We start from the raw sequence: 23767 nt of genomic DNA on the forward strand, positions 1-23767 counted from the left end.
ATGACTTTTTTAAGTGACGAATTGATATGGTTTCTAGACCTATACATACTCCTAATTTTGGGTTATGCCATACTTATTATGTCTTCATATTTAGTGTTGGCTTATCTTTCTACAAAAGAGCTGAGAGGTTATTTGAAGAAAAATAGCTTTGTAGATTACGAAGTTTTATTGACCAGCGAATTTGCGCCAAAACTTTCATTAATTGCTCCAGCATATAATGAAGGAATGACGATTGAAGAAAACGTAAAATCATTACTGTCTCTTAATTACAATAATTATCAAGCAATCGTGGTAAATGATGGAAGCAAGGACAATTCAATGGAAATCCTGATTAAAACGTATGATCTAGTTTTGTCAGAGCGTGAATTTCATCCACAGATTGAAACCAAAAAGATAAAAGGAATTTATGTTTCCCGAAATGCGGCTTATAAAAAACTGATTGTCGTAGACAAAGAAAACGGAGGTAAAGCAGATGCCTTAAACGTGGGACTTAATATTGCCGAAAATCCATTTGTAGTCTGCATTGATGTCGATTGTATTTTAGATAAAGATTCACTTTTAAAACTAGCAAAACCATTTTTAGAATCGCACGGAAAACGTATTATTGCTACAGGTGGTGTTGTGAGAATTGCGAATCAATGTATTATTAAAAACGGTCGTTTGGTCGAAGTGAATATTCCAGACCGAATGCTGCCAAGAATTCAGGTTTTAGAATATCTGAGAGCTTTTCTTTTGGGAAGAATGGCATGGGGACGATTGGACGGCTTATTACTAATTAGTGGCGCTTTTGGCGCATTTGATAAAGAAATAGCAATATTAGCAGGCGGTTACAGTACTAAAACGGTTGGCGAAGACATGGAACTTATCGTAAGAATGCGTCGTTATATGCTCGAAAATAAACTTCCATATGCCGTAAGTTATATTCCAGATCCACTTTGCTGGACAGAAGCACCAGAAGAATTTAAAATCTTCAAAAAACAACGAAGTCGCTGGATGAGAGGAACAATAGAAACGCTAAGTTTTCATAAAAAAATGTTTATGAATCCGAAATATAAGTTATTGGGAATGCTGAGCGTACCCTATTGGACATTGTTTGAATTTCTGGCACCGGGAATTGAATTTATCGGACTTGTGATAACGGCTTTATTTATCATTTTTGGTTTACTTCATTGGCATTTCTTTATTCTGCTTCTGTTGTTTGTGTATACTTTTGCCGTATTCTTTTCAGTTATTGCCTTGTTCAGCGAAGAAAACACCTATCACAAATACCCAAAACAAGCCGATTTCTTTAAACTTTTAATGGCCGCTTTTATAGAACCATTTTATTTTCACCCGCTGACAGTTTATGCCGCTTTAGTCGGTTACAAAGAAAAAATCATGGGAACCAAAGGCTGGGGCGAAATGACTAGAAAAGGGTTTACGAAAAAGTAGGGGAAAAGTTAAGAGTTATAGGTTATGAGTTATAGGTTATGGGTTATAGGTTATAGGTTATGAGTTATAGGTTATGAGTTATAGGTTATGAGTTATAGGTTATGAGTTATAGGTTATGAGTTATAGGTTATGAGTTAGAAGTTTGGCATTGACATTGATACTGAATCGAAATTATAAAAAAAGCGTTCGCCATGACAAACGCTTTTTTTAGTTGATTACTACTTTACTCGTATTTTAAATAACGTAAAACATCCACTTTTGTCACTTGATAAGCTTTCCCTAAAACGATGGTCAAGGTTAGAAATAACAAAGACACAAAAGCTAGAATAAAAGGCAGGATTGGAATATCTATTCTAAAGGCAAAATTTTCGAGCCATTTTTGCAGTAAAATATAAGCTGGGATAATCCCAATAAAAAATCCGATTATACAAAAGATAACATATTGTTTAGATAGTTCTTTCAGCAAAACACCTGTTTCGGCACCAAGGGTTTTTCTAATGGCAATTTCGCGAAGTCTTCTTTCCATAGAATAAGAAGCAAGAGCAAATAGTCCGAAAACAGCTATTAGAATTACGATTCCGTTTAATATCGAAAATAACTTGCTTTGATCTTGATACCTTTTGTAGGTTCTTGCAAAGTTTTTATCTACAAAATTATACTCAAATGGATATTCCTGATCTACTTTTGCTTTCCAAAATTTGTCGATTGCCGCTATTGTTGCCGTCATGTTTTCTGGAGCAATTTTAACCGTAATATTATTGACCTTATGCTGCATCCAGTCATTAGATTTGATATGCATAAAAATCATGGGATTAAATCTACTTTCTAAACCAAAATAATGGAAGTTTTTGACAATTCCGACCACTTTGAATTTTTGGTTATTGAAAGTGATCTCTTTGTTAACAGGATCTTTTTCAAGTAATGTTTTGGCGGCTACTTCGTTTAGCAAAACATTTGAAATACTGTCTGAAGCCAGTTTTTCAGACAAATTCCGACCCTTTATTATTTTAATTCCTAAAATGTCTAAAACGCCAAAATCTACACCCATTTGCTGTGTTATGACTTCTTTGTTTGATTTGTAATGAAGTCCTGACCAAGAATTTTCAAGACTTCCAATAGAAAATATTCCTGCTGAAACATCTTGAACACCCTGAATTTTCAGTAATTCCTGTTTAATTAATTTATATCTGTCGTACTGATTTTTTCCTTTTTGTGACTTAAATGAAATATCCATCACCTGCGAACCATTAAAACCTAAATCCTTAGAAGCCATATAATTTACCTGCTGATAAACAATAAAAGATCCAATAATAAAAAGTGTGGCAATAGAAAATTGAAGTACCAGCATTCCGTTTCGCAGCCAGACACCATTTTTGCTTCGCGAGAAATTTCCTTTGAGTACTTTCAAAACCTCAAAATTCGAAATATAAAGGGCAGGAAAAATTCCAGAAACGGCAATAACAATGAAAAAAATAAGGACTAATTGCAATGCAAATTGAGATCCTGAAAGAACTAGGTTTTTCTCCAAAAAGGCATTGTAAAAAGGCAGTGAAAGCTCTACAATAACCAGTGCCAGCAAAATAGAAAATAATGTAATAAGAGTGGTTTCGAATACAAATTGAACTACAATCTGCCATTTTGAAGCGCCAATAATCTTTCTCACTCCAACTTCTTTGGCTCGTCTTACAGCATTTGCCGTAGCCATATTAATATAATTTACAATTGACAATACTAGAATAAGTATCGATAATCCCATTAATATATTTAAAAATTGACCATTTGCGCTCTTTTCAGGAAAAGAATAACTGCCTCTGTAAAGTCTTGATTTTTCAAAAGGAAGTAATCTCGCTTTTACAGGTTCGCCGTATTGTTTTAGAAAATTTTCATAAGTCATGCCTTCATCTTTGGCCTGTTTTTTATAATTTTTCTCTACAAAAATTTCATCAAGTTTTTTAATGACGGCAGTAGTATCACTTGGTTTTTTCAATTTCAGCATTAAGCTGTAACTGAAACCCCAATCGTCTTTTCTTTCTTCTAGTTCTTCTTCAATAATAGAAGTAACCGCCGCAGGCATCACAGATGTCTCTTTAACTAAACGATATACACCACGAACTACAAAAATTCGTTCGGCATATCGAACTTGTTTTCCCATTGGATTCTCTTTTCCAAAGATTCGGGAAGCAGTTTCTTCAGAAAAAACAATGCTGTTATTATCCTGAATAGCTGTTTTGGCATCGCCACGTACAAATTCAAAAGGAAAAAACGTGAAGAAATTACGCTGTGCAGTAAAAATTTTATCAATTAATTCTATTTTGCCTTTATACTGAATAGTCTCCTTAGAATAATTAGGCAAAAAATAGCAATAACTTTCTAGATAGGGGGTCGATTCCATTAATGAAGGACCTGTTACTGGGGAGTTGGTTGTCCAGACATTTCCTCCTCCTAAATCATTTAAGGCAAGAAAAATATTTTCTTTTTTCGGAACCCATTTATCATAGGAATGTTCGTTATTCCAATACAAAATCGCAAAAATCAATCCTGCGATACCAATACTCAAACCCAAAACATTCAAAGCCGTAAAGAATTTGTTGTTTTTGATGTGGTATATAAATATGTTGATATAGTTTTTTAGCATGATTTTTAGTTTTTAGCGGTTACCAAAACATCAACATTTCTGTGATTTGCCTTTTCAGACAAAATCATTCCGTCTTTCATTAAAATGGTTTTCTGCGAAAAGGAAGCGTCGTATTCAGAATGTGTTACCATAAGGATTGTCGAACCGCTGGCATGAAGATCGGTTAGCAATTCCATCACCTCATTTCCATTTTTACTATCTAGATTTCCCGTTGGTTCATCAGCGAGAATAATTTTTGGATTATTGATTAAAGCTCTTGCTACAGCCACACGTTGCTGTTGCCCGCCTGAAAGTTGTTGCGGGAAATGTTTCAAGCGATGTGAAATGCCTAAAATAGAAGCAATGTCTTCTACTTTTTTCTTTCTTTCAAAAGAATGAATTTTGTTGTAAAGCAATGGAAGTTCAATATTATCGAAAACCGATAACTCATCAATTAAGTTGAAGTTTTGAAAAATGAATCCGATGTTTTGTTTTCTGGCTTTTGATTTTAAATTTTCTTTTAAACCTACCATTTCCTGATCAAGCAGTTTATAACTCCCGTCTGTAGCGCTGTCCAAAAGTCCGATGATGTTTAACAAAGTTGATTTTCCGCTTCCCGAAGGTCCCATAATCGAAATAAAATCGCCTTCATTAATCGTTAATGAAATGTCACTTAAAGCTCTTGTTTCTAATTCCTCAGTTCTAAATACTTTTGAAAGTTTTTTAATTGTAATCATAATTTGACTGTTTGTTTTTTTGATTGATTTTCTTTTAAAATTTTATGCCTTCGGAAATGAAAGAAACAAGTCTGAAAATTAAGATAATTTTGATGTAATTTATACTTATTTATTTTGTTATTTTTACTTCCGAAAGCCATTAATTATTAATGATTTACCAGTTCTAATGTGATTTTCGTGCCAATAATTTAAACATTGCAAATGCCTTGTTTTTTAAGGGTTTATTTATTGAAAAAATATAGAACTGTCCATTAATGGACAGCTTTCGTCCAAAACCGAACAACATGAAAAAAACAAACGCCTCTATTTTAATCATAGACGATCAGGAAGACATTCTTTTTGCGTCGAAAGTGTACCTGAAAAAGTATTTTGAAAACATTTTTACGCTCAATAATCCTAAAAATATTGTCGAATTATTGGCAAAAAATACCATCGATGTCGTTTTGTTGGATATGAATTACAGAATTGGTTTTGAAGATGGGCGAGAAGGTTTGTATTTACTAAAGGAAATTAAAACACTTTCACCCAAAACGGTTGTAATTCTAATGACGGCTTTTGGAAAAGTAGAAACCGCCGTTGAAGGTTTAAAAACGGGTGCTTTTGATTATATTTTAAAACCTTGGGAAAACAAAAAACTTTTAGAATCTGTAAAACAAGCTGTTGATAAAGCCCGAAAAGAACAGAAAAAAGCAAAAGAAGTTGAAATCAAAAATGACTTTTTTATTGGAAATTCCGAAACGATTAAAAAAGCTTATTCGCTTGCTGATAAAGTAGCTAAAACAGATGCTAACGTTTTGATTTTAGGAGAAAACGGAACAGGAAAATTCGTTTTAGCTCATCATATTTATTCGCAGTCCGAAAGAAAAGATAAACCTTTTATCGCAGTTGATTTGGGTTCGTTAAATTCAAATATTTTCGAAAGCGAATTATTCGGTTATGCCAAAGGTGCTTTTACCGATGCCAAAATAGACACGCCGGGACGTTTTGAAATGGCGCAGAACGGAACTATTTTTTTGGACGAAATAGGAAATGTACCGCTGCAGCTGCAATCGAAACTCCTTCAGGTTATTCAGACCAAAACTGTAACACGTTTGGGAGAAACCAAAGCAAGATCTCTAAATGTCCGAATTATCACTGCAACCAATCTAAATCTAAAAGAAGAAGTAGCCGGTAAAAACTTCCGTGAAGACTTGTATTATCGCATAAATACGATGGAAATTGTTTTGCCTCCTTTACGGGAAAGAAACGAAGATAAAATTCCACTGGCAGAATATCTTTTGGATAAAATGATTGAAAAATACGGAAGAGATGAAATTACGTTCGATTCAAAAGTATTGGAACAAATTGAAAAACACGCCTGGAATGGAAACATCCGTGAAATGGAAAATAAAATTGAACGCGCTGTGATTCTTTGTGAAAACCATAAAATCAAGGTTTCTGATCTGGATTTGGAAATCATCACGCCTTATGAAGACAGTTCTGATGATATTCAGCTTTCGGCTGTAGAAAAGGCAACGGTTGAAAAAGCACTTCTCAAAAACCATAATAATATTAGTAAAACGGCAGAAGAACTGGGACTTTCAAGAGGTGCTTTGTACCGCCGTTTAGAAAAATACAATATCAATATTAACTGATATGTTTAAGACATTACAAACTTATAAGCTGCTTTTTCTGCGATTAATGCTCATTGTTGCAGGAATTGAACTTTCCATTTACTTCTTTAAAATTGGATTATTATTTACAGGCATATTCGGACTTTGCATGGTATTCCTGATTGTCCGCGAAATGTATTTTTATGTTCGAAATTTTGTTCTGATTTACGATAAAACGATTACTTCAATTTTGCAAAATGATTTTTCTTCGGATTTCTCTAAACATAAATTCAATAGAAATTATAATGATTTATTTCAGTTGTATGAAACCTTGAAAAATAAGGAAAATGAGCAGATTTCTAAAGATATTATCTACCGTTCGATTTTAAATAATATAGAAACTGGAGTAATCATTTTACAGAAACAAGACAGCGACTGGAGCATTTTTTTAATGAATGATTATTTTTCAAATCATTTTAATGTGCCGAAGGTTTCGAAATGGAAATATCTTAAGAATCAATTGCCTGCTTTATGTGAAATTATAGAAGAAGATAATTTTCATGAAACCAAAACATCGATTGACATTAGCATAAATGAACAAAGCAAGCAGACTTTTGTTTTACAAGCTTCCCGTACCGAGATTTTTGAACAGGATTATTTTATTGTTTTATTAGACTCTATTCAGAATGTGGTGGAGAAGAAAGAAAAAGATGCCTGGATTAATTTGATGAAAGTAATCTCGCATGAGCTTTTAAACTCAATAACACCAATTCGTTCTATTTGTCAAAACCTACAGGATTTGGTAGAACAGGATTCACTGTCCACTGAAGATCTGGAAGACATCAAAAATAGTGTCGAAACCATGTTAAGACGAAGCGATCATTTGCAGAAATTTGTGGAAGGTTATCGAAAATTAGCCATGTTGCCTTCTCCCAAAAAGGAAAAAACTGAATTAGGAAATTTGGTAGAAAACGTTCTTCAGATTATGAATCCGTTATTGCGAAAGGAAAATATCGAAGTTCAAAATTCGATTACACATAATTATCAGGTCAATATAGATCAACAGCAAATAGAACAAGTGCTAATTAATTTATTGACAAATTCTATTAATGCATTGAATCAAAACAATCAGAAACAAATTTTTATTTCGGCTGAAGCCAAAGAAAACCGCTTTTTTATAAAGATTACCGACAACGGAAAAGGAATCGAAAAAGAAATAGAAGACAAAATTTTTCTTCCTTTTTTTACCACTCGAACTGAAGGCGCAGGAATTGGTTTAACGCTTTCTAAAAACATTGTAGAAGCACACGGAGGTTATATTCTCAACAAAAATGAAAAAGGGAAAACGACTTTTGAAATTTGTTTGGTTGAGGATATGAATTAGGAAAACTTAATCTTTTTATTTCACTTCTCCTAAGCTATTGTTTACTTATATTGTCAAAATTTGAAATATTTAAAAACAGTCTTGGAGAGACGACATATTTATAGCAACTATTATTTGATTTTGTCAAAAGCTCCAGCGGAGTGATATGTTGGTGTATTTGGGCTAAAATTAAAAGCATTCAATCTTATTTTGCGATTTGGGATTCTGATAGTGAAAAGAACTTTTTTAAGGTAATTATTTTTGTTTAAATTTGTGAAAAGAGCTTTAGTAAATAAGGCTTATAAACCACACAACATTTTACAATGAGTACACATACAAATGCAGCAATAGCTTCAGATTTTCTTCATAATCTAAAAACGCAAACCGCTGATTCTCATCAAAAACTGGAAGACCTTTCTGTGTCGAAATCGATTATGTCACCAGAAATGAAGCTGGAAGAATATACCCGTTATTTAAGCTTAATGCACGATGTTCATAACGATACTGAAGGTATTATTTTTCCTTTTTTCTCGGATTTTTTGGAAGACATAGAACAAAGAAGAAAGAAACATCTTATAGAAGATGATCTTTTATCTTTAAATTATAAAAAAACAGATTCTGCTAAAGTTTTTCATAAAGATGAAATGTCAATTCCTTTTGCACTTGGTGTTTTATATGTTGTGGAAGGTTCGACTTTGGGCGGAAGATTTATTCTAAAAAACGTTTCAAAATATCCTGAACTTTCAGGCGAAAAAGGCGTTTCTTATTTTAATGGTTATGGAGAAAAAACAGGAAGTTTCTGGAAAGCTTTCTTGAATTTTCTATCAGAATACGAACAAAAGAACGAATGCGGAGAGGAGATTATTGAAGGAGCGCTGTTTGCTTTTGATAGTATTTACAAACATTTTGAGGGTAGGTAGAATAATGAAGATTAGGGACATAGTTAATCGTGATATTGTTACGCTAACCAACTGCGAGCATGAACCTATACATATACCAGGGCAAATTCAGCCTCATGGTTTTTTATTGGGTATAACACAGGATTGGAAAATAGATTTCTGTACAGAAAATATTGCCTCATATTTTGATGTTACTCATAATCAGGTTTTAGGCAAAGATTTTTCTGCAGTTTTTGGTTTAGTTGCTGAACAAGAAATAGTAGCTTATATTAAAGGTGATGAAGTTCAGGATGCTTTTCCTCTTGAAATAGAACTGCTTGGAAGGCTCTTTCAAATTAATGTCCATATCAGCGGTGGTATTTATGTTCTAGAAGCAGAATTGTTGTTTGCTGATCAGGAAAAACTGGCAGATGCCTACAAACAGACCATCCAGTTTGTGAGCCAGATGAACAAAACCAAATCACTTAAGGATTTGTGTGCTCTTGTTGCTCAGGGAACGCGCGAAATTACAGGCTACGATCGTGTGATGATCTATCGTTTTGACGAACAGTATAACGGAGAAGTGTTTGCCGAGGATTGTCGTGAAGATTTAGAACCTTTTTTAGGATTACATTATCCTCATACTGATATTCCTGCTCAAGCTCGTGAATTATATATCAAAAATCAGCTTAGATTGATTGTTGATATCAATTATGTTCCGGTTCCCATTTTTACTGTTGATGATAAAGAAGGAAAAAATCTTGATTTAAGTCTTTCGATTTTAAGAAGTACATCACCAATTCATGTTGAATATCTTAAAAATATTGGGGTTGGTGCAACATTGACTATTTCTCTTATTCATCACGGAAAATTATGGGGATTAATTGCCTGCCATCATTACTCAGAAAAAAACATTTCCCCCGAAATTAGATTGGCAGCAAAACTTCAGGGACAATTTATTACTTCTCAAATTGATATTAGACAATCAAATGATGAATATATCAATGCGCAGAAAACCATTGTAGCATTAGAACAATTAACGAGCATTGATCTTCCTGTCGTTAAAGAATCGTTGCAAAGGATTATTGAAACCCCGCAATTATTAGAGATTTCTAATGCTTCTGGTGTTGCAATATTGTCTAAAAATAAAATTTTTAAAACTGGCATAACACCAGCTGATGACGAGATTTTAAGTCTTATTGAAAAAATAATAAATAAGACTAAATCTGAAATTTTCTATACTAATAAAATCAGCGACCATTTTCCTGAGTTTGCTGAAAATGCTAATTTGGCTGGAATCATTTATCATTCAATCGGTATTAATGGTCATGTTTTGTGGTTTAGACCTGAAACTGTTTCAGAAATAAACTGGGGCGGAGATCCGGAAAAAAGTATTATCAAAGACCGTAACGGACTTCATCCGAGGAATTCGTTCAATATTTGGAAACAGATTGTCAAAAATCAGAGCAGTCCTTGGAAACAGTACGAAATAAATGCTGCTTCGCAGTATGCCCATACTTTACAAAATCAGCTCATTTTGATTATGCTGAGTGAAGAAGAAGAAAAATACCGTAATCAAAGTGAGATTTTAAAAGAAACCAACTCGGAACTTGAAAACATCAACTGGATTAGTACACATGATTTACAGGAACCGTTGCGCAAAATTCAGCTGATTACTTCTAAAATGCTGGGAGAGCTAGACGCAATTTCTACAGAATCCATTTCTAATTCTTTGCAGCGTGTCTCTAAATCTGCCAACCGAATGAGTGGTTTGTTGGAAGATATTTTGAAATATACTCGTATAAAAAATACAAGAGATACATTGCATGAAGTAGATTTAAATAAAATTTTGAAATCTACGATTAAAGAAATGCACGAAAGCATCAAAGAAAGTAATGCCACAATTGAGTATGAAAATCTTCCCGAAGTTCATGCTATTGGCTTTTTAATGCGACAGCTTTTTATAAATATCCTTCAAAATTCCCTAAAATACGCTTCTGCAGAAAGACAGCCTAAAATTAAAATTACGGCCTCTCAGGAACCTGTTTTAATACATGACAGATATAAAGTGTATTGTCATTGGGTTTGTTTTTCGGACAATGGAATTGGTTTTGAACCACAATATGCTGAATCTATTTTTAAAGTTTTTACTAGACTTCATCCGCAGGAAGAATACACAGGATCTGGTATTGGTTTGGCTTTATGCAAAAAAATTATGCAGGCAGTAGGTGGTGATATAAAAGCTGAAGGAAAACCAAATGAAGGAACCGATATTATTATCTATTTCCCTTGTGATCCTGAAGATACGCTTACAACTTTATAGATTTTTTCACGCAGATTTTGGCAGATTTTAGCAAATTTAGGTAAATCTAATAAAATTAAAAATCTGCACATATCTGCTTCAATCTGCCGAAATCTGCGTGAAATATTTTAACTCCTTTTAGTCAAAATCCTAACTTTAGGACTTTTAAAATTGACTTCAGAAATAATAGTTCCTGCAAAAATCAGGCTTCCGCCTAAAAGCAAACGCCACGAAAGATCTTCTCCAAGTATAAAGAAAGCACCGATTGCACCAAAAACAGGCTCAAACAAATAAATCACAGCCACACGTTCTGCCGATAAATAACGTTGTGAAATATTCGAAACGGTGTACATATAAGCCGTAGAAAACAAAGCGCAATAGACAACACCAAGCCAGAAAGTATCATTCTGCGGTAACCAAACCGCTTTAGCATCTGTAAGAGCAATACAAAAAGTGAATAAGGCACAAAAAGCAAACATAGGAACGATAGAATATAAAAGATTCCTTGTAGCCGAATGTTTCTCGACCGCAATCAAATAAACGGCAAAGCCAAACGATCCCGCAATAGTAAACAAATCACCAACGTTTACAATAAATTTATCTTGTATGGCAATAATAAACAATCCCGTTAAAGCGGTAAAAGCGGCAATCCAGACTTTTAGAGAAGCATTGGTCTTATAAATTCCCAATTTCATTAACGGAATAATAATAACGGTTAATCCCGCAATAAAAGAACATTGTGAAGCATCAGTATATTTAAGTCCGATTGTTTGTAAATGAATACCCAAAAACATCGGAACAGCCAAAATAAATCCTGTCTTAACAGCTTGCAGATTGGTATCTTTAACGTATTTCCAGAAAATAATAGAAAGCACAATAACAGCCAGTAAGAAACGGTAGAATAGGAAAGTGGCAGGAGAATAATTCCCAATGGCCAGTTTGGTAACCGAATAAGAAATACCCCAAAAAGCGGTTCCTATGATTAATAAGATTAGTAAAAGTTGTTTTTGTTTCATTTGGATTTTTTGTGGCTTTTTTTATTGTTATTTTGAAAATTCTCCCCAATCTTGTCATTCCGAGGAACGAGGAATCACACTCGGGATTCGACAAAGATTGGCAATTTTCTTTGCAGAGTTTCTAGTGTGATTCCTCGTTCCTCGGAATGACAAGATTGTGGGGACTGTGTGTAAAAAAAATGATTTTAATAGCTTTGTCAAAGTTTCAAACTTTGACAAAGTTCTGTTGATAGTTTGTCATTCCTGTAAACTACACGCTTAAACTTAGCTGCATAGTTTACAAAGTCTTTTTCATCAATAAATCAGTTTGTTCATCGTCGCCCAGACGAAAAATATGGGTATCAAATTGAACAAAGCCATTTTTTGTATAAAAACTTACTGCTCTAAAATTCTTTTCCCAAACCCCAAGCCAAATATAAGTTGCTTTCAGCTTTTCGGCAGTTTGCAAAGCTTGCGCATAAAGCGCTTGCGCCACTTTTTTGCCATGAAATTCTTTCGCAACATAAATGCGTTCGATTTCAAGTGCATCAGCAGCTTGTTTCTCAGTTTGTGCGTTGCTGGTATTTAGCTTTAAATAACCAATCACCTTATTTTCTAAAACAGCTAAATAGAAATACGAATTTGGATTATTCAATTCTGCTGTTAATTTTTCGGTAGCGAAACTTTCTTCCAGATATTTGATCATATTTTCTTCGCTGTTCACTTCTGCGAATGTTTCTGAAAAAGTTTGTCTTCCAATGAATTGAAGGACATTTAAATCTTTTACAGTCGCTTTTTTTATTTCTAATGAATTCATTTTTTATTATTTAATGAATGAGAACTTATTTTTGTGTGATTTGTTATGTGCAGTTAATTTTAAACACATAGAAACATAGATTTTACTAACATTAAAAGGCGTTTCATTTGTTTGAAATTCACATAGTTTAGCTATGTGTGGAAACTTGTTTCTTTTGATTTCTTTTTACACACAAGAAAACTATGTTTTCTGTGTGTTTCATTTTTTTGATGCGCCTAACAGGATATTATCTTCTAATAAATGCGTAAATTGCATCAATGGATTTACAGCAAATTAAATATTTTTTAGCCTTATCTCGTGAACTTCATTTCTGGAATACAGCCGGAAAAATGAATATCACGCAGTCAGCTTTGAGTCGTCAGATTCAGTCTTTAGAGAATCAGCTTGGTGTTCAATTGTTTGAACGAAATAAACGCAATGTCAAACTTACAGCTGCCGGCCAATTTCTAAAAGAAAAATGGGAGGTAGAACTGAGTAAACTTGAATACATTCATCAATCAGCTCGACAGATTCAGTTGGGTGAGAGCGGCACCATTACCATTGCGCATCCTGATTCTATTTCTGCTTCGCTGATGCCTGATATTTTATCTCGTATTTCCGATGCTTTTCCGAAACTAAAAATCAAACTGGTTCAGGTATTGTATGAAAATCAGCAGGAATACCTTCGTAATTATAAAATTGATTTAGCGATTACCAGAGATATTAATACTGCAAAAGATATTCATTCCGAAAAAATCCATACCGATCATCTCGCTATAGTTGTACCCGAGAATCATCCGTATCGAACACCTCAAGATCTGACAAAAGAGACACTTGCTTCTCAGAAATTCATATTACCAACAAACGATGAAGGCAGCAGTTACAGCGATTTGATTCAGCGATTATTCAATTCTTTTGAAAATGCTCCAGAGGTTTATCTTCATTCTGAATTTGGATCAGCAATTATTGCTTTGGTTCGAAAAGGCCTTGGAATTGCTATTCTGCCGGATTCTTATGTTTTTCATGAAATATCAGGAATCCGATTTATCACTTTGCCTCTGGAAACTGATCTGTATATCAATTGGAGAATAGAAGACCATAATCCTGTATTAGCCAATGTTTTAAAATTGATTATTCCGTAATCTCTAAGCTCTCAGCATGGAGATATGCGGAATTCCATCTTCGTCATAGACTTCTCCTTGTTCTGCAAATCCAAGTGACTGGTAGAATTTAGATAAATGATATTGTGCACTAATTCGTATCGCACCTTTTCCAAATTTTTCTTCACAACCTGTGATAGAAGCTTCCATTAGTTTTACGCCTAAACCTAATCCGCGATGCGTTTGAGCAATTACAACTCTTCCTATCGAAATTTCTTGATAAGATATTCCTTTAGGTAGCAAGCGGGTTACGCCTGCCAATTCATTATCAACACAATATAGTAAGTGAAAACCTTTTTGGTCTTTGTTGTCTAGATCCTGATAAGGACAGTTTTGTTCTACCACAAAAACTTCACTTCTTAAACGAAGCATAGCATACATTTCGTGATTGGTTAATTCATCAAATGATTTAATAGAATGGCTGAATGTCATGTTTTAATTAATCTTTATTTGATGACAAAGATAGAAGAGAGAATAATGTAGTAAAATGCTATTTTTTTATCATGTGATGCTGAAAATGCATTAATAAGTTTGAGGCAAAGAAAAGCAAAATGTTGTATTTCGCTTATTTATCTATTTTTGATTTGAAGAACTTTGTCAAAGTTTTACGTACAATTTGTCATTCTGAGGAACGAGGAATCACACTAGAAACTCCGCAAAGAAAATCGTCAATCTTTGTCGAATCCCGAGTGTGATTGCTTCGCCAGTTCGCTATCGCTCGTGTCCTCGTTCCTCGGAATGACAAACTGTGTGGCGCTTATAAGTTGAACATACAGAAACAGAAAAAACTATGTGTGAAAACTTGTTTTCTTAGTCTTCTTTTATAAGTTCCTACTATTAAAAAAAGTCTATGTTTCTATGTGTTTAAAAGAAAAAATCAATGAGAAACCGCCTTTAAACCTACAATAGAACCAACCAGAGTAGCTAAGAAGAACAATCTCCAGAAAGCAGCTGGTTCTTTAAATATAAAAATACCAACTAAAACAGTTCCAACAGCACCAATTCCTGTCCAGACGGCATAAGCTGTTCCTAGTGGTAATGTTTCAGTTGCTTTCATTAATAAAAGCATACTAATAGTTAGTGATATGAAGAAACCAATATACCAATAATACATTTCTGTTCCAGTTGTTGTTTTTGCTTTTCCAAGACATGATGCGAAGGCTACTTCAAAAAGCCCCGCAATGATTAGAATAATCCAGTTCATAGAGTTAAATTTTATGGTGCAAAGTTCCTTTTTGAAATGCAGAAAAAATTTAACAAATGATAAAAAATGAAATTATTTTAATCTGTTTTGTTCAACAGATAAATCTACTTTAATTTGCTTGGATCTGTGTAAATCTGCGTGAAAAAAAATTAATGTAATAAGTGTTTCAAGCAGATTTTAAAAGATTTAAGCAGATTTATTCAGATTTTATTACAGACTAAAAGAGGGAATTGAAAGAAGGTTCTCAAAAAAGTTATTTCAATTCTGCACGAATTCTACTGAGGCTGACTTGGGTAATACCAAGATAAGAGGCAATATGTCCTAACTGAACTCTTTGAAGCAATTCAGGATGATCTTTCATTAATTCGAGATATCGTTCAGAAGCATTTTTGAATTGTTTCGAAATCAATCGTTCTTCGGTTTTTATTAATTCTTTTTCGGCAAATTTTCTTCCCCAGTTGGCAATATGAACGTCTTGTTCGAATAGTTTCCGAAGATTTTCTGTTTTTAATTCATATAATTCACAGTCTTCCAAAAGTTCGATGCTTTCATATCCTGGTTGTTCCTCCACATAACTTTTCATCGAAAGGATTGTTTCTCCTTCTTTTCCAAACCAAAACGTAACTTCGTTATCACGATCGACAAATGCTCTAACTAATCCCTTTTTTATCAAATAAATATTCGATTCTACTTTATTGGCTTTTAATAATATATGTCCTTTCTGGAAAGCAATTTCTGTGATATTGTTTTGCAGCGTAAGTCGGGATTGTTCTGGCAGTTTGTAGATGTTGTCAAGAATTGTGGAAATATCCATTTTCGGTATTTTATAAATTTAGAATAAAGATAAGAGTTGCTATGGGGAACAGAAAATTTTGTCAAAAAAAAAATCCCATTTGCGAAAACAAATGGGATATAAAAATTGCATTCTTGATGAGCTGTGATAAGAGACAATTTTTTTTGACCAATAAATAAACCTAATTAATGCCACCGCCTAAAGCTTTGTAAAGCAACACCTGAGAGTTTGCATTTTTCAGCTGAATATCTACAAAATCAAGTTCTGCCTGCAGTTTGTTTTTCTGTGCATTAATGATTTCCAGATAATTGGCATAACCGCTTAAATATAAATCGTTCGAAACATTTACAGCAATTTCTAAATGATCAATTTCGTTGGTTTTATATTTCAAAACCTCTTCAAAAGCTTCATTTCTATGCAATAAAGCGCTCAATTCGTTATAAGCTGTCGTAACCGCATTTTGATACTGCAGAAACGAAATCTCTTGTTTTCTGTTCGAAACGTAATATTCTTGTTTGATTTGTCCTTTATTAAAAACGGGAGCTGTTAATCCACCAAGAATCTGCCACGCAAAAGATCCTGCATCAAAAATAGTGTTGAAAGAAAACGAGTTGAAACCTGCATAACCACCTAAATTTACAGTCGGGAAAAAGGCTGCTCTGGCTGATTTTGCATCGGCGTTGCTGGCCAATAATTCGAAATAAGCCTCTGAAACATCCGGTCTTTTGTGAATAATAGAATCGACACTTATCTGTTGATTTAAAACTTCTAAATGACCTGCCAAGAAATCACTGCTTCTCTCAACAGTTCCTCCGTATTGTCCCAAAAGTGTCAATAAAGCTTTTTCCGTTTGATCAATGCTTAATTTTAGTTCCGAAGCTTCGGCGTGAATATTATTATTTTGAGCATTAAATTGTTGTACTGCTAATTCTGTAGCCTTTCCAACCGATCTCTGTGCCGAAACAATTTCCAATGCTCTTTCTTGAGTTTTAAGGTTGTTGTCGTAAATTGCCGCTTGTTTGTCTAGTGCAATCAATTTAAAATACAAATCGGCAATATCGCTTAAAAGTCTGGTCTGCAAAAGTCTCATTCCTTGCTGTGATGCAAAAAAACGCTGTTGTGCCGCTTTTTTGCGGTTGCTTAGTTTTCCCCAGATATCAGCCTCCCAAGAGACTTTTCCACCTAAAAATAGGTTAGGAGTGACGTCTTCGTTTATTCTTTGTTTTTCGGTAATATTCTGCGAGAAGTTGGTATCGTAATTTCCAACACCGTCCATCGTATATTTTCCGTAATGCGTTCCTGAAACATCTGCCGCAAGATCTAAAGAAGGAAGCAGTGCCATTTTCGCGACTTTTAAATGCGAATTGGCAATCAAAATACGTTCCTGCATTATTAAATAATCAGGATTTTGAGCCACAGCTTTTTTTAATAACTGCTCCAGTTTTGGATCTTTAAAATAGGTTTCCGTTTTGAGCGGAATAAAAGGTTTAGAAGTATCAGAAGTTCGTTTGGCATCAAATTGTTCCGGAAGTTTTGCAACAGTCAGTTTATCACTGACTTTAGGTGCAGAACATGCTGTTAAAAGAAGCGTTCCGGTTAAAACAAAAGCACTAATCTTATTCTGATTCAAAATTTTATATGGATTTAATATCTCTTTCATTGTTTATATTTATTTATCAATCCTTTGCGTAAAATTTTCATTAAACACATAGAAACATAGATTTTTTCTTATGGATAAGGGTGTTGAAAGAAACTAGTTTCTAACACATAGCTATGTGTATTTATGCTAGTGAAACGCCTTTTCAGATTATCTAAATTCTATGATTCTATGTATTTAAAAATTACGCAATTAAGATTTGCTCATTCGTTTTTCAAGTTTGGCAAATACGATGTAAAGTCCTGGAATAATCACCAAACCAAACACAGTTCCAATCAACATTCCGCCCGCAGCAGCCGTACCAATAGAACGGTTACCTACAGCACCCGCACCTGTAGCGATACATAGTGGAATCAACCCAGAAATAAAAGCAAAAGAAGTCATCAAAATAGGTCTGAAACGAAGCCTTGCGCCTTCAATTGCGGCTTCGACAATATCACGTCCGATTTTATTCTGTGCCATAGCAAATTCCACAATCAGAATGGCATTTTTGGCGAGTAGACCAATCAGCATGACGAGCGCTACCTGTGCATAAATATTATTGTCTAAACCAACAGCAACCAATGCCAAATAGGAACCAAAAACACCAACTGGAAGACTTAATAATACTGGAAAAGGAAGTAATAAACTTTCGTATTGTGCGGCAAGTAATAAGTATACAAATAGTATACAAAGCGCAAAAATGTATATTGTTTGGTTACCAGACAGAATCTCTTCACGGGTCATACCAGACCATTCCACTTCAAAACGGCTTGGCAGTTTTTCTGCAGCAATTCTTTCTACAGCTGCAATTGCTTCTCCGGAACTGTAACCTTCGGCAGGTTCTCCGTTAATCATAGCCGACATGTACATGTTGTAACGTGTTAAAACTTCTGGCCCATATACTCTTTCCAGTTTGATAAAAGTAGAGAACGGAACCATTTCGCCCGCTTCATTTTTCAGATACATATCCAAAATACTTTCCGGATTTTTTCTAAACTGCGGACTTGCCTGAACCATTACTTTATACATTTGAGAAAAACGGATAAAGTTGGTCGCATAAAAAGATCCTAACATTGTCTGTAAAGTCGCCATGGCATTGTCTACAGAAATTCCTTTTTTGGCTGCCAAATCATAATCAATATGAATTAAATACTGCGGAAAAGTAGCATCAAAACTGGTAAAAGAGTTCTGAATTTCAGGCGAAGCATTTAATTCTTTAATGAAGTTTTTGGTCACTTCATCTGTATTCGTAATACTTCCTCCGGATTTATCTAATAATCGAAGCTCAAAACCGCTTGTATTACCAAAACCAGGAACCGTTGGCGGTGCAAAAATCTCGATTTGAGCATCCGTAATTCCTTTTGTTTTTTCGCCAAGCTGAGCAATAAAATCGGTTACAGAAATATCACGATCACTCCAGTCTTTTAAGTTGATCATTCCCATACCATATGATGCTCCGGCAATTTCAGTTACAATGCTGTATCCGGCAAGAGTCGTAACATTATCAACTCCTTTAATTCCTTTTGCAATTTTGGTTACTTCGTCTAATACTTTTTCGGTACGTTCAACGGTTGCTCCTTGTGGCGTTGTAACACTCACATAGACCATTCCCTGATCTTCAGACGGAATAAATCCTGAAGGCAAAAACTTGCTTGTTCCCCAAGTTAGGAAACAAAATAGCACTAATAATCCAATAGTTACAGCACCTCGATCAGCAAATTTTACCAAGACTTTAATGTATTTTGAAGTTACATTGTCAAACCAATGATTGAATCTGTGGAAAAAGCGATCGATTAATGATTTCTTTTCTTTGTTTGGATCATGTGCTTTCAGCATAATGGCACAAAGGGCAGGAGTAAGGGTAAGCGCGTTAACTCCCGAAATCACGATACTAATGGCCATTGTTAAAGAGAACTGCCTGTAGAAAACCCCAACTGGACCGCTCAAAAACGCTACTGGAATAAATACCGCAGCCATGACAATGGTAATCGCAATTACCGCTCCTGTGATTTCTTTCATGGCGCTGATAGTAGCGTCCATTGGCGACATATGTTCTTCAGATATTTTAACGTGAACGGCTTCGACGACGACAATGGCGTTATCCACAACAATTCCGATGGAAAGTACTAAGGCAAAAAGTGTCAATAAGTTGATGGAGAATCCCATCATCGACATAAAAGTAAACGAACCAATAAGCGCGACAGGAACTGCCAATACAGGAATCAAAGTAGATCTCCAATCTTGCAGGAAGATGAAAACCACAAAAGCTACCAGAATAAACGCTTCAATTAATGTTCGGATTACTTCATGAATCGAAGCATCAAGAAAACGGGAAACGTCATAAGCAATATTAAATTCCATTCCCGGAGGAAAAGAAGAATCTTTCAATTCAGCCATTTTTGCTTTTACGCTCGCAATTACTTCAGAAGCGTTAGAACCCGGACGTTGTTTCAACATAATCGAAGCAGAAGGTTTCCCGTCGGTTTTAGAAACCATTCCGTAACTCATGGCTCCAAATTCGATGTTGGATATGTCTTTTAATCTTAAGATTGTTCCGTCTGGATTGGCTCTTAAAGCGATTTCTTCGTATTGTTTTGGCTGGAAGAATTTCCCGCCGTATTTGATTACATATTGTAACTCATTATTCAATTGTCCTGAACCTTCGCCGACTTTACCCGGAGCGGCGGAAATGTTTTGTTTTTGAAGCGAATTAATGACTTCGTTTGCTGAAATATTATAAGAAAGCATCTTTTGCGGATCCAGCCAGACACGCATCGAATATTCTTTTTGTCCCATGATTTCGGCACGACCGACACCATCAATACGTTTTAATTCCTGTAGAATATTAATATCGGTAAAGTTGAAGATAAACTGCTCGTCCTGAGTTTTATCTGTACTCGTAATATTTAAGTACATCAACATACTGTTTACCTCTTTTTCGGTGGTGACTCCGGCACGAATTACTTCTTCGGGAAGTTCGTCCAGAATCGTGGTTACTCTGTTCTGAACGTTTACGGCGGCCAGATCGGGATCGGTTCCTACTTCAAAGAAAACCTGAATAAGTGTTAAACCATCGTTGGAAGTTACGGTTGACATATACGTCATTCCCGGCACACCATTGATGGCTCTTTCTAATGGAAGTGCAACGGCATCTGCTGAAACTTCTGCGTTAGCACCAGTATATTTTGCTGTTACCGTAACAGACGGCGGTACAATGTCGGGGAATTGTGTTATGGGAAGCTGGAACAACGCCAGTAATCCCAAAAGTACTATCATAACCGAGATGATTAATGACAATATTTTTCTTTTGATAAATAACTCTATCATTGGATTTTTTTTAGATAAATAATTAAATAACTGCTAATAAGCCTAAAACCTACATTTGTTTGATGTTGATTTTATCTCCGTCTCTTAATGACTGCGTGCCTTCCTGAACAATAAGGTCATCGCTTTTTAGTCCATCGTTTAAGATGTACACATCATCAAGAGTGCTTTCAATGCTTACATTAGTCATTTTAACTACTCCATCTTTTTGTACCAGAAATACATATTGTTTGTCCTGAATAGAAAAAACTGCTTTCTGGGGAATCAACACGACATTTTTCTTTGGTTCTGAAATAATCAGTTTACCCGAAGTTCCGTGTTTGATAAATCCTTGCGGATTGTGAAATTTTGCTTTGTATTGAATAGAACCGGTTTGTCTGTCGATTTCTCCATCGGCAGTTCTCAATTCTCCTTTTTGATCGTACACCATTCCGTTTGGTAATACGAGTTTAATATCACCTTGTGTATGAAGGGTTTTATCTTCCATCATTTGGAAATAAGTATTCTCAGGAATAGAGAAATAAGCATAAACGTCGTCCAGTTGTGAAACGGTTGTCAGCAACGAACCGTTTTCTACCAAACTTCCTTCTTTAAACGGAATTCGGTCAACCGTACCATCAAAAGGGGCACGGATCGTGGTAAAACTAATCTGCTGATCGATGGCTTTTTTTTCTGCGGCAGCATGAGCCAATTTTGCCGAAGCAGCTTCATGTTTTGCTTTAGATAATTCTAATTCTTTATCAGCAATTACTTTTTTATTGAAAAGCGTTTGAGCTTGTTCCAATTCTACCGTTGCAATTCTTAAATCGGCTTTTGCACTTTTAAAAACGGCTTCAGCTTTTAGGAGTTGTATTTGAAGTTCGACATCGCTTATTTTGAATAAGATTTGTCCCTTTTTTACTTTTTGTCCTTCGCTTACATACACTTTGTCTAGTAAACCAGGAATTCTTACGTGTATTTCTACATTATTTTTGGCATGTACATCGGCAACAAACTTGCTCGAAACTACAGTGTCTTTTAGGGTAACTTTGTAAACAGGAAGCGTTTTGATATTGTCGGAATTCTTTTTTGATTTATCGCCGCACGAGACTAAAACGAACAGGGACAAAGAAAACAATAGGAATGTATTTTTATAGATATTCATAATTAGATTTGTAAAATTTAGATAAAATAGGTGTTCTTCCTTGCTTATTTACAGGAAGTTTGAATGATTTTGGATAAAATAAACAGAAATGTTTTTGGTTGCTTTTCTGTTTCTTGAAGCACCGTTTTTAAGAAATGTTTTTATAACCGAATACCTCATTTAGGCAAACGAAAGATTCGTTCAGAATGATTTTCTGAAAACATAAAAACACTAAAAAATTACAATCTAGAATAATTGATATAAGTGAAGATGAGTGTGTCTTTGAATCTGGTATATTGAAGCTATACCATAGATTAAGCTATTTTTATAAAGCTTGAAGTTGATTAAATTACTAAAATAAGGAGCCCTGATGGTACTTTGCTCTAAAGTAGTCGCTCTGCCTTTAATCTTCTTTTTGGCTATACAATGAAGATCAATAGTTTTTGAGGTAGAAAAATCGGAAGAAAAGTGCAGTACATCGTCAGCTTCCACACTATCCAGCGTAATGCAAGGATTCAGTTCAATAGGTAGCGTATACTTTTCGGTACCTCTAAAAAAAGAAAGTAACGACAGTAAAACGATATATATGAACTTGCTAGGTTTCATTTATAGTAAAATAGTAATTAGTTTTTGTTGCTGAAAATTTCGAATTTAAGTCGCGTTTAGTGCGTCAAATATACTATTTTGAAAAGTAAGGAATCTTAAAATTTTCTAAAAACCGTTTAAAATTAAAGGTTTGATAATAATCGAAGTTGATTTTTAGGGTTTTAATTTTTTAAGAGCTTTATAATTGGACTTTGTAAATGGAGATTTGCTATTTTTTAAAAATTTACTACCAGTTTTATTCAGCATCATTTAATTTCTTCTTGTACTCGTTTGATATTCTGCTTAATTCATCCAGAATTTTTTCAGTTGAAATATCAATATTAAAGTTGTCCAGAATTTTTGCCGGATCCTGCTTCTCCTGAAAATAAACAAAATCTTTATTAAAAAAAGCACAGACTTTCCCCATCAGATGAAAATCGATTTTTTTGGCTTTTCCATTTTCAATCTTGGACAACTCACTTTGCGAAATGTCTAATTGTATGGCCAATTGTTCCTGCGTTAAATTTCTTGACTCTCTTAGTTTCTTGATTTTAAATCCAACACCCATGACAACATATTTTTAAAACGATTAGTTAAAAACGAATATATAATATTTTGTTTTAATTAACAATATTTAACTTATATAAATATGTTTGCGTTATATGAAAATGAAAGATTTTTATTAAAAACATAAACACTTACATGTGCAAAACCATTAATTACTGTTTATAAGTTGATTAAAAAAAAGACTAACCATCTAACCAAACTAATTATGAAATATATTTTACACTTATTATTACTGATGCCTTTTTATTTTCAGGCACAAAATAAAGTTTTGTTTACTTATGATACTGCTGGAAATCAATATCAAAGAGAGTTGTGTATTTCGGGATGCAGTTCATCTGCAAAGTCTGCGAAAGAAATTAAAGAAATCGAATCTTTAACCGAAGACGATCTGCTGAAATTCTCACCAGAGGATGTAATCTCTTATTATCCAAATCCTGTAAAAGAAGAACTGTACCTGCAGTGGCAGCTGGTGCAGGAAAACTATGTGATGGCTGTTCGTGTATATTCTATGACAGGACAGATGTTACGAGATTTTCAGATTGGCTCTAGTGTAAATAATTTGAGTATCCCTTTTCAGCAGTATCCAACAGGTGTTTATTTGATTTTGCTTTCTTATAAGGATGGCGGAGAAAAGACTATAAAAATTATTAAGCAATAAGAAAGG

Annotated in this window: 18 protein-coding genes; 7 read left to right on the plus strand and 11 right to left on the minus strand. The window is 34.4% G+C overall.

Annotated elements, in window-relative coordinates; all coding sequences use genetic code 11:
- Window positions 1–1431, plus strand: coding sequence for a glycosyltransferase family 2 protein (locus tag BM289_RS15340; protein ID WP_091495089.1), 1431 nt, complete (start codon window positions 1–3; stop codon window positions 1429–1431).
- 223 nt (window positions 1432–1654) lie between these two features.
- Here the strand turns inward: BM289_RS15340 and BM289_RS15345 are convergent, their stop codons facing one another.
- Together BM289_RS15345 and BM289_RS15350 are read right to left on the minus strand one after the other, a co-directional pair.
- Window positions 1655–4066, minus strand: coding sequence for an ABC transporter permease (locus tag BM289_RS15345; RefSeq protein WP_091495090.1), 2412 nt, complete (start codon window positions 4064–4066; stop codon window positions 1655–1657).
- A 5-nt stretch (window positions 4067–4071) separates the two neighbouring features.
- A complete protein-coding gene (locus tag BM289_RS15350) occupies window positions 4072–4782 on the minus strand; it encodes an ABC transporter ATP-binding protein (RefSeq protein WP_091495092.1) in 711 nt (236 codons plus the stop codon).
- 284 nt (window positions 4783–5066) lie between these two features.
- Here BM289_RS15350 and BM289_RS15355 point away from each other — a divergent pair, with 284 nt between their 5' ends.
- From BM289_RS15355 to BM289_RS15370, 4 genes are all read left to right on the plus strand, one after another.
- Window positions 5067–6416: a sigma-54-dependent transcriptional regulator gene (locus BM289_RS15355; RefSeq protein ID WP_091495405.1), complete on the plus strand. Its 1350-nt coding sequence runs from the start codon at window positions 5067–5069 to the stop codon at window positions 6414–6416.
- A gap of 1 nt (window position 6417) precedes the next feature.
- Window positions 6418–7758 carry a sensor histidine kinase gene (locus BM289_RS15360; RefSeq protein ID WP_091495094.1) on the plus strand — a complete coding sequence of 447 codons (1341 nt, stop codon included), beginning with the start codon at window positions 6418–6420 and terminating at the stop codon, window positions 7756–7758.
- A 302-nt stretch (window positions 7759–8060) separates the two neighbouring features.
- Window positions 8061–8657, plus strand: a complete 597-nt coding sequence (locus BM289_RS15365) for a biliverdin-producing heme oxygenase (protein ID WP_091495096.1) — start codon at window positions 8061–8063, stop codon at window positions 8655–8657.
- Window positions 8658–8661: 4 nt separating this feature from the next.
- A complete protein-coding gene (locus BM289_RS15370) occupies window positions 8662–10938 on the plus strand; it encodes an ATP-binding protein (RefSeq protein WP_091495098.1) in 2277 nt (758 codons plus the stop codon).
- Window positions 10939–11045: 107 nt separating this feature from the next.
- Here BM289_RS15370 and BM289_RS15375 read toward each other — a convergent pair whose 3' ends face one another.
- Both BM289_RS15375 and BM289_RS15380 read right to left on the minus strand, forming a co-directional pair.
- Window positions 11046–11933: a DMT family transporter gene (locus tag BM289_RS15375; protein WP_091495100.1), complete on the minus strand. Its 888-nt coding sequence runs from the start codon at window positions 11931–11933 to the stop codon at window positions 11046–11048.
- 277 nt (window positions 11934–12210) lie between these two features.
- Complete coding sequence (locus tag BM289_RS15380) at window positions 12211–12729, minus strand: GNAT family N-acetyltransferase (RefSeq protein WP_091495102.1); 519 nt, start codon at window positions 12727–12729, stop codon at window positions 12211–12213.
- A gap of 257 nt (window positions 12730–12986) precedes the next feature.
- Between BM289_RS15380 and BM289_RS15385 the strand changes: the two genes are divergently transcribed.
- The gene (locus BM289_RS15385) at window positions 12987–13850 is read left to right on the plus strand and encodes a LysR family transcriptional regulator (protein WP_091495104.1); all 864 of its coding nucleotides are present in this window, start codon (window positions 12987–12989) and stop codon (window positions 13848–13850) included.
- A 3-nt stretch (window positions 13851–13853) separates the two neighbouring features.
- Here BM289_RS15385 and BM289_RS15390 read toward each other — a convergent pair whose 3' ends face one another.
- The 7 genes from BM289_RS15390 to BM289_RS15425 all read right to left on the minus strand — a co-directional run bounded on the left by BM289_RS15390 (window position 13854) and on the right by BM289_RS15425 (window position 23104).
- Window positions 13854–14300, minus strand: a complete 447-nt coding sequence (locus tag BM289_RS15390) for a GNAT family N-acetyltransferase (protein WP_091495106.1) — start codon at window positions 14298–14300, stop codon at window positions 13854–13856.
- Between the two features lie 445 nt (window positions 14301–14745).
- Complete coding sequence (locus BM289_RS15395; RefSeq protein WP_091495109.1) at window positions 14746–15072, minus strand: DMT family transporter; 327 nt, start codon at window positions 15070–15072, stop codon at window positions 14746–14748.
- A 253-nt stretch (window positions 15073–15325) separates the two neighbouring features.
- Window positions 15326–15886: a Crp/Fnr family transcriptional regulator gene (locus BM289_RS15400; protein WP_091495111.1), complete on the minus strand. Its 561-nt coding sequence runs from the start codon at window positions 15884–15886 to the stop codon at window positions 15326–15328.
- A gap of 160 nt (window positions 15887–16046) precedes the next feature.
- Window positions 16047–17525, minus strand: coding sequence for a TolC family protein (locus BM289_RS15405; protein WP_091495113.1), 1479 nt, complete (start codon window positions 17523–17525; stop codon window positions 16047–16049).
- 189 nt (window positions 17526–17714) lie between these two features.
- A complete protein-coding gene (locus tag BM289_RS15410) occupies window positions 17715–20831 on the minus strand; it encodes an efflux RND transporter permease subunit (RefSeq protein ID WP_091495115.1) in 3117 nt (1038 codons plus the stop codon).
- A 49-nt stretch (window positions 20832–20880) separates the two neighbouring features.
- On the minus strand, window positions 20881–21972 hold the full coding sequence (locus BM289_RS15415; RefSeq protein WP_091495117.1) for an efflux RND transporter periplasmic adaptor subunit: 1092 nt from the start codon (window positions 21970–21972) through the stop codon (window positions 20881–20883).
- Window positions 21973–22792: 820 nt separating this feature from the next.
- Window positions 22793–23104 carry a helix-turn-helix domain-containing protein gene (locus BM289_RS15425; RefSeq protein ID WP_091495121.1) on the minus strand — a complete coding sequence of 104 codons (312 nt, stop codon included), beginning with the start codon at window positions 23102–23104 and terminating at the stop codon, window positions 22793–22795.
- 204 nt (window positions 23105–23308) lie between these two features.
- On the opposite strand from BM289_RS15425, the gene BM289_RS15430 reads away from it, so the two are divergent.
- Window positions 23309–23761, plus strand: a complete 453-nt coding sequence (locus BM289_RS15430) for a T9SS type A sorting domain-containing protein (protein WP_091495123.1) — start codon at window positions 23309–23311, stop codon at window positions 23759–23761.
- Window positions 23762–23767: the final 6 nt, after the last annotated feature.

This window comes from Flavobacterium phragmitis, from assembly GCF_900112575.1.
Taxonomy (GTDB): domain Bacteria; phylum Bacteroidota; class Bacteroidia; order Flavobacteriales; family Flavobacteriaceae; genus Flavobacterium; species Flavobacterium phragmitis.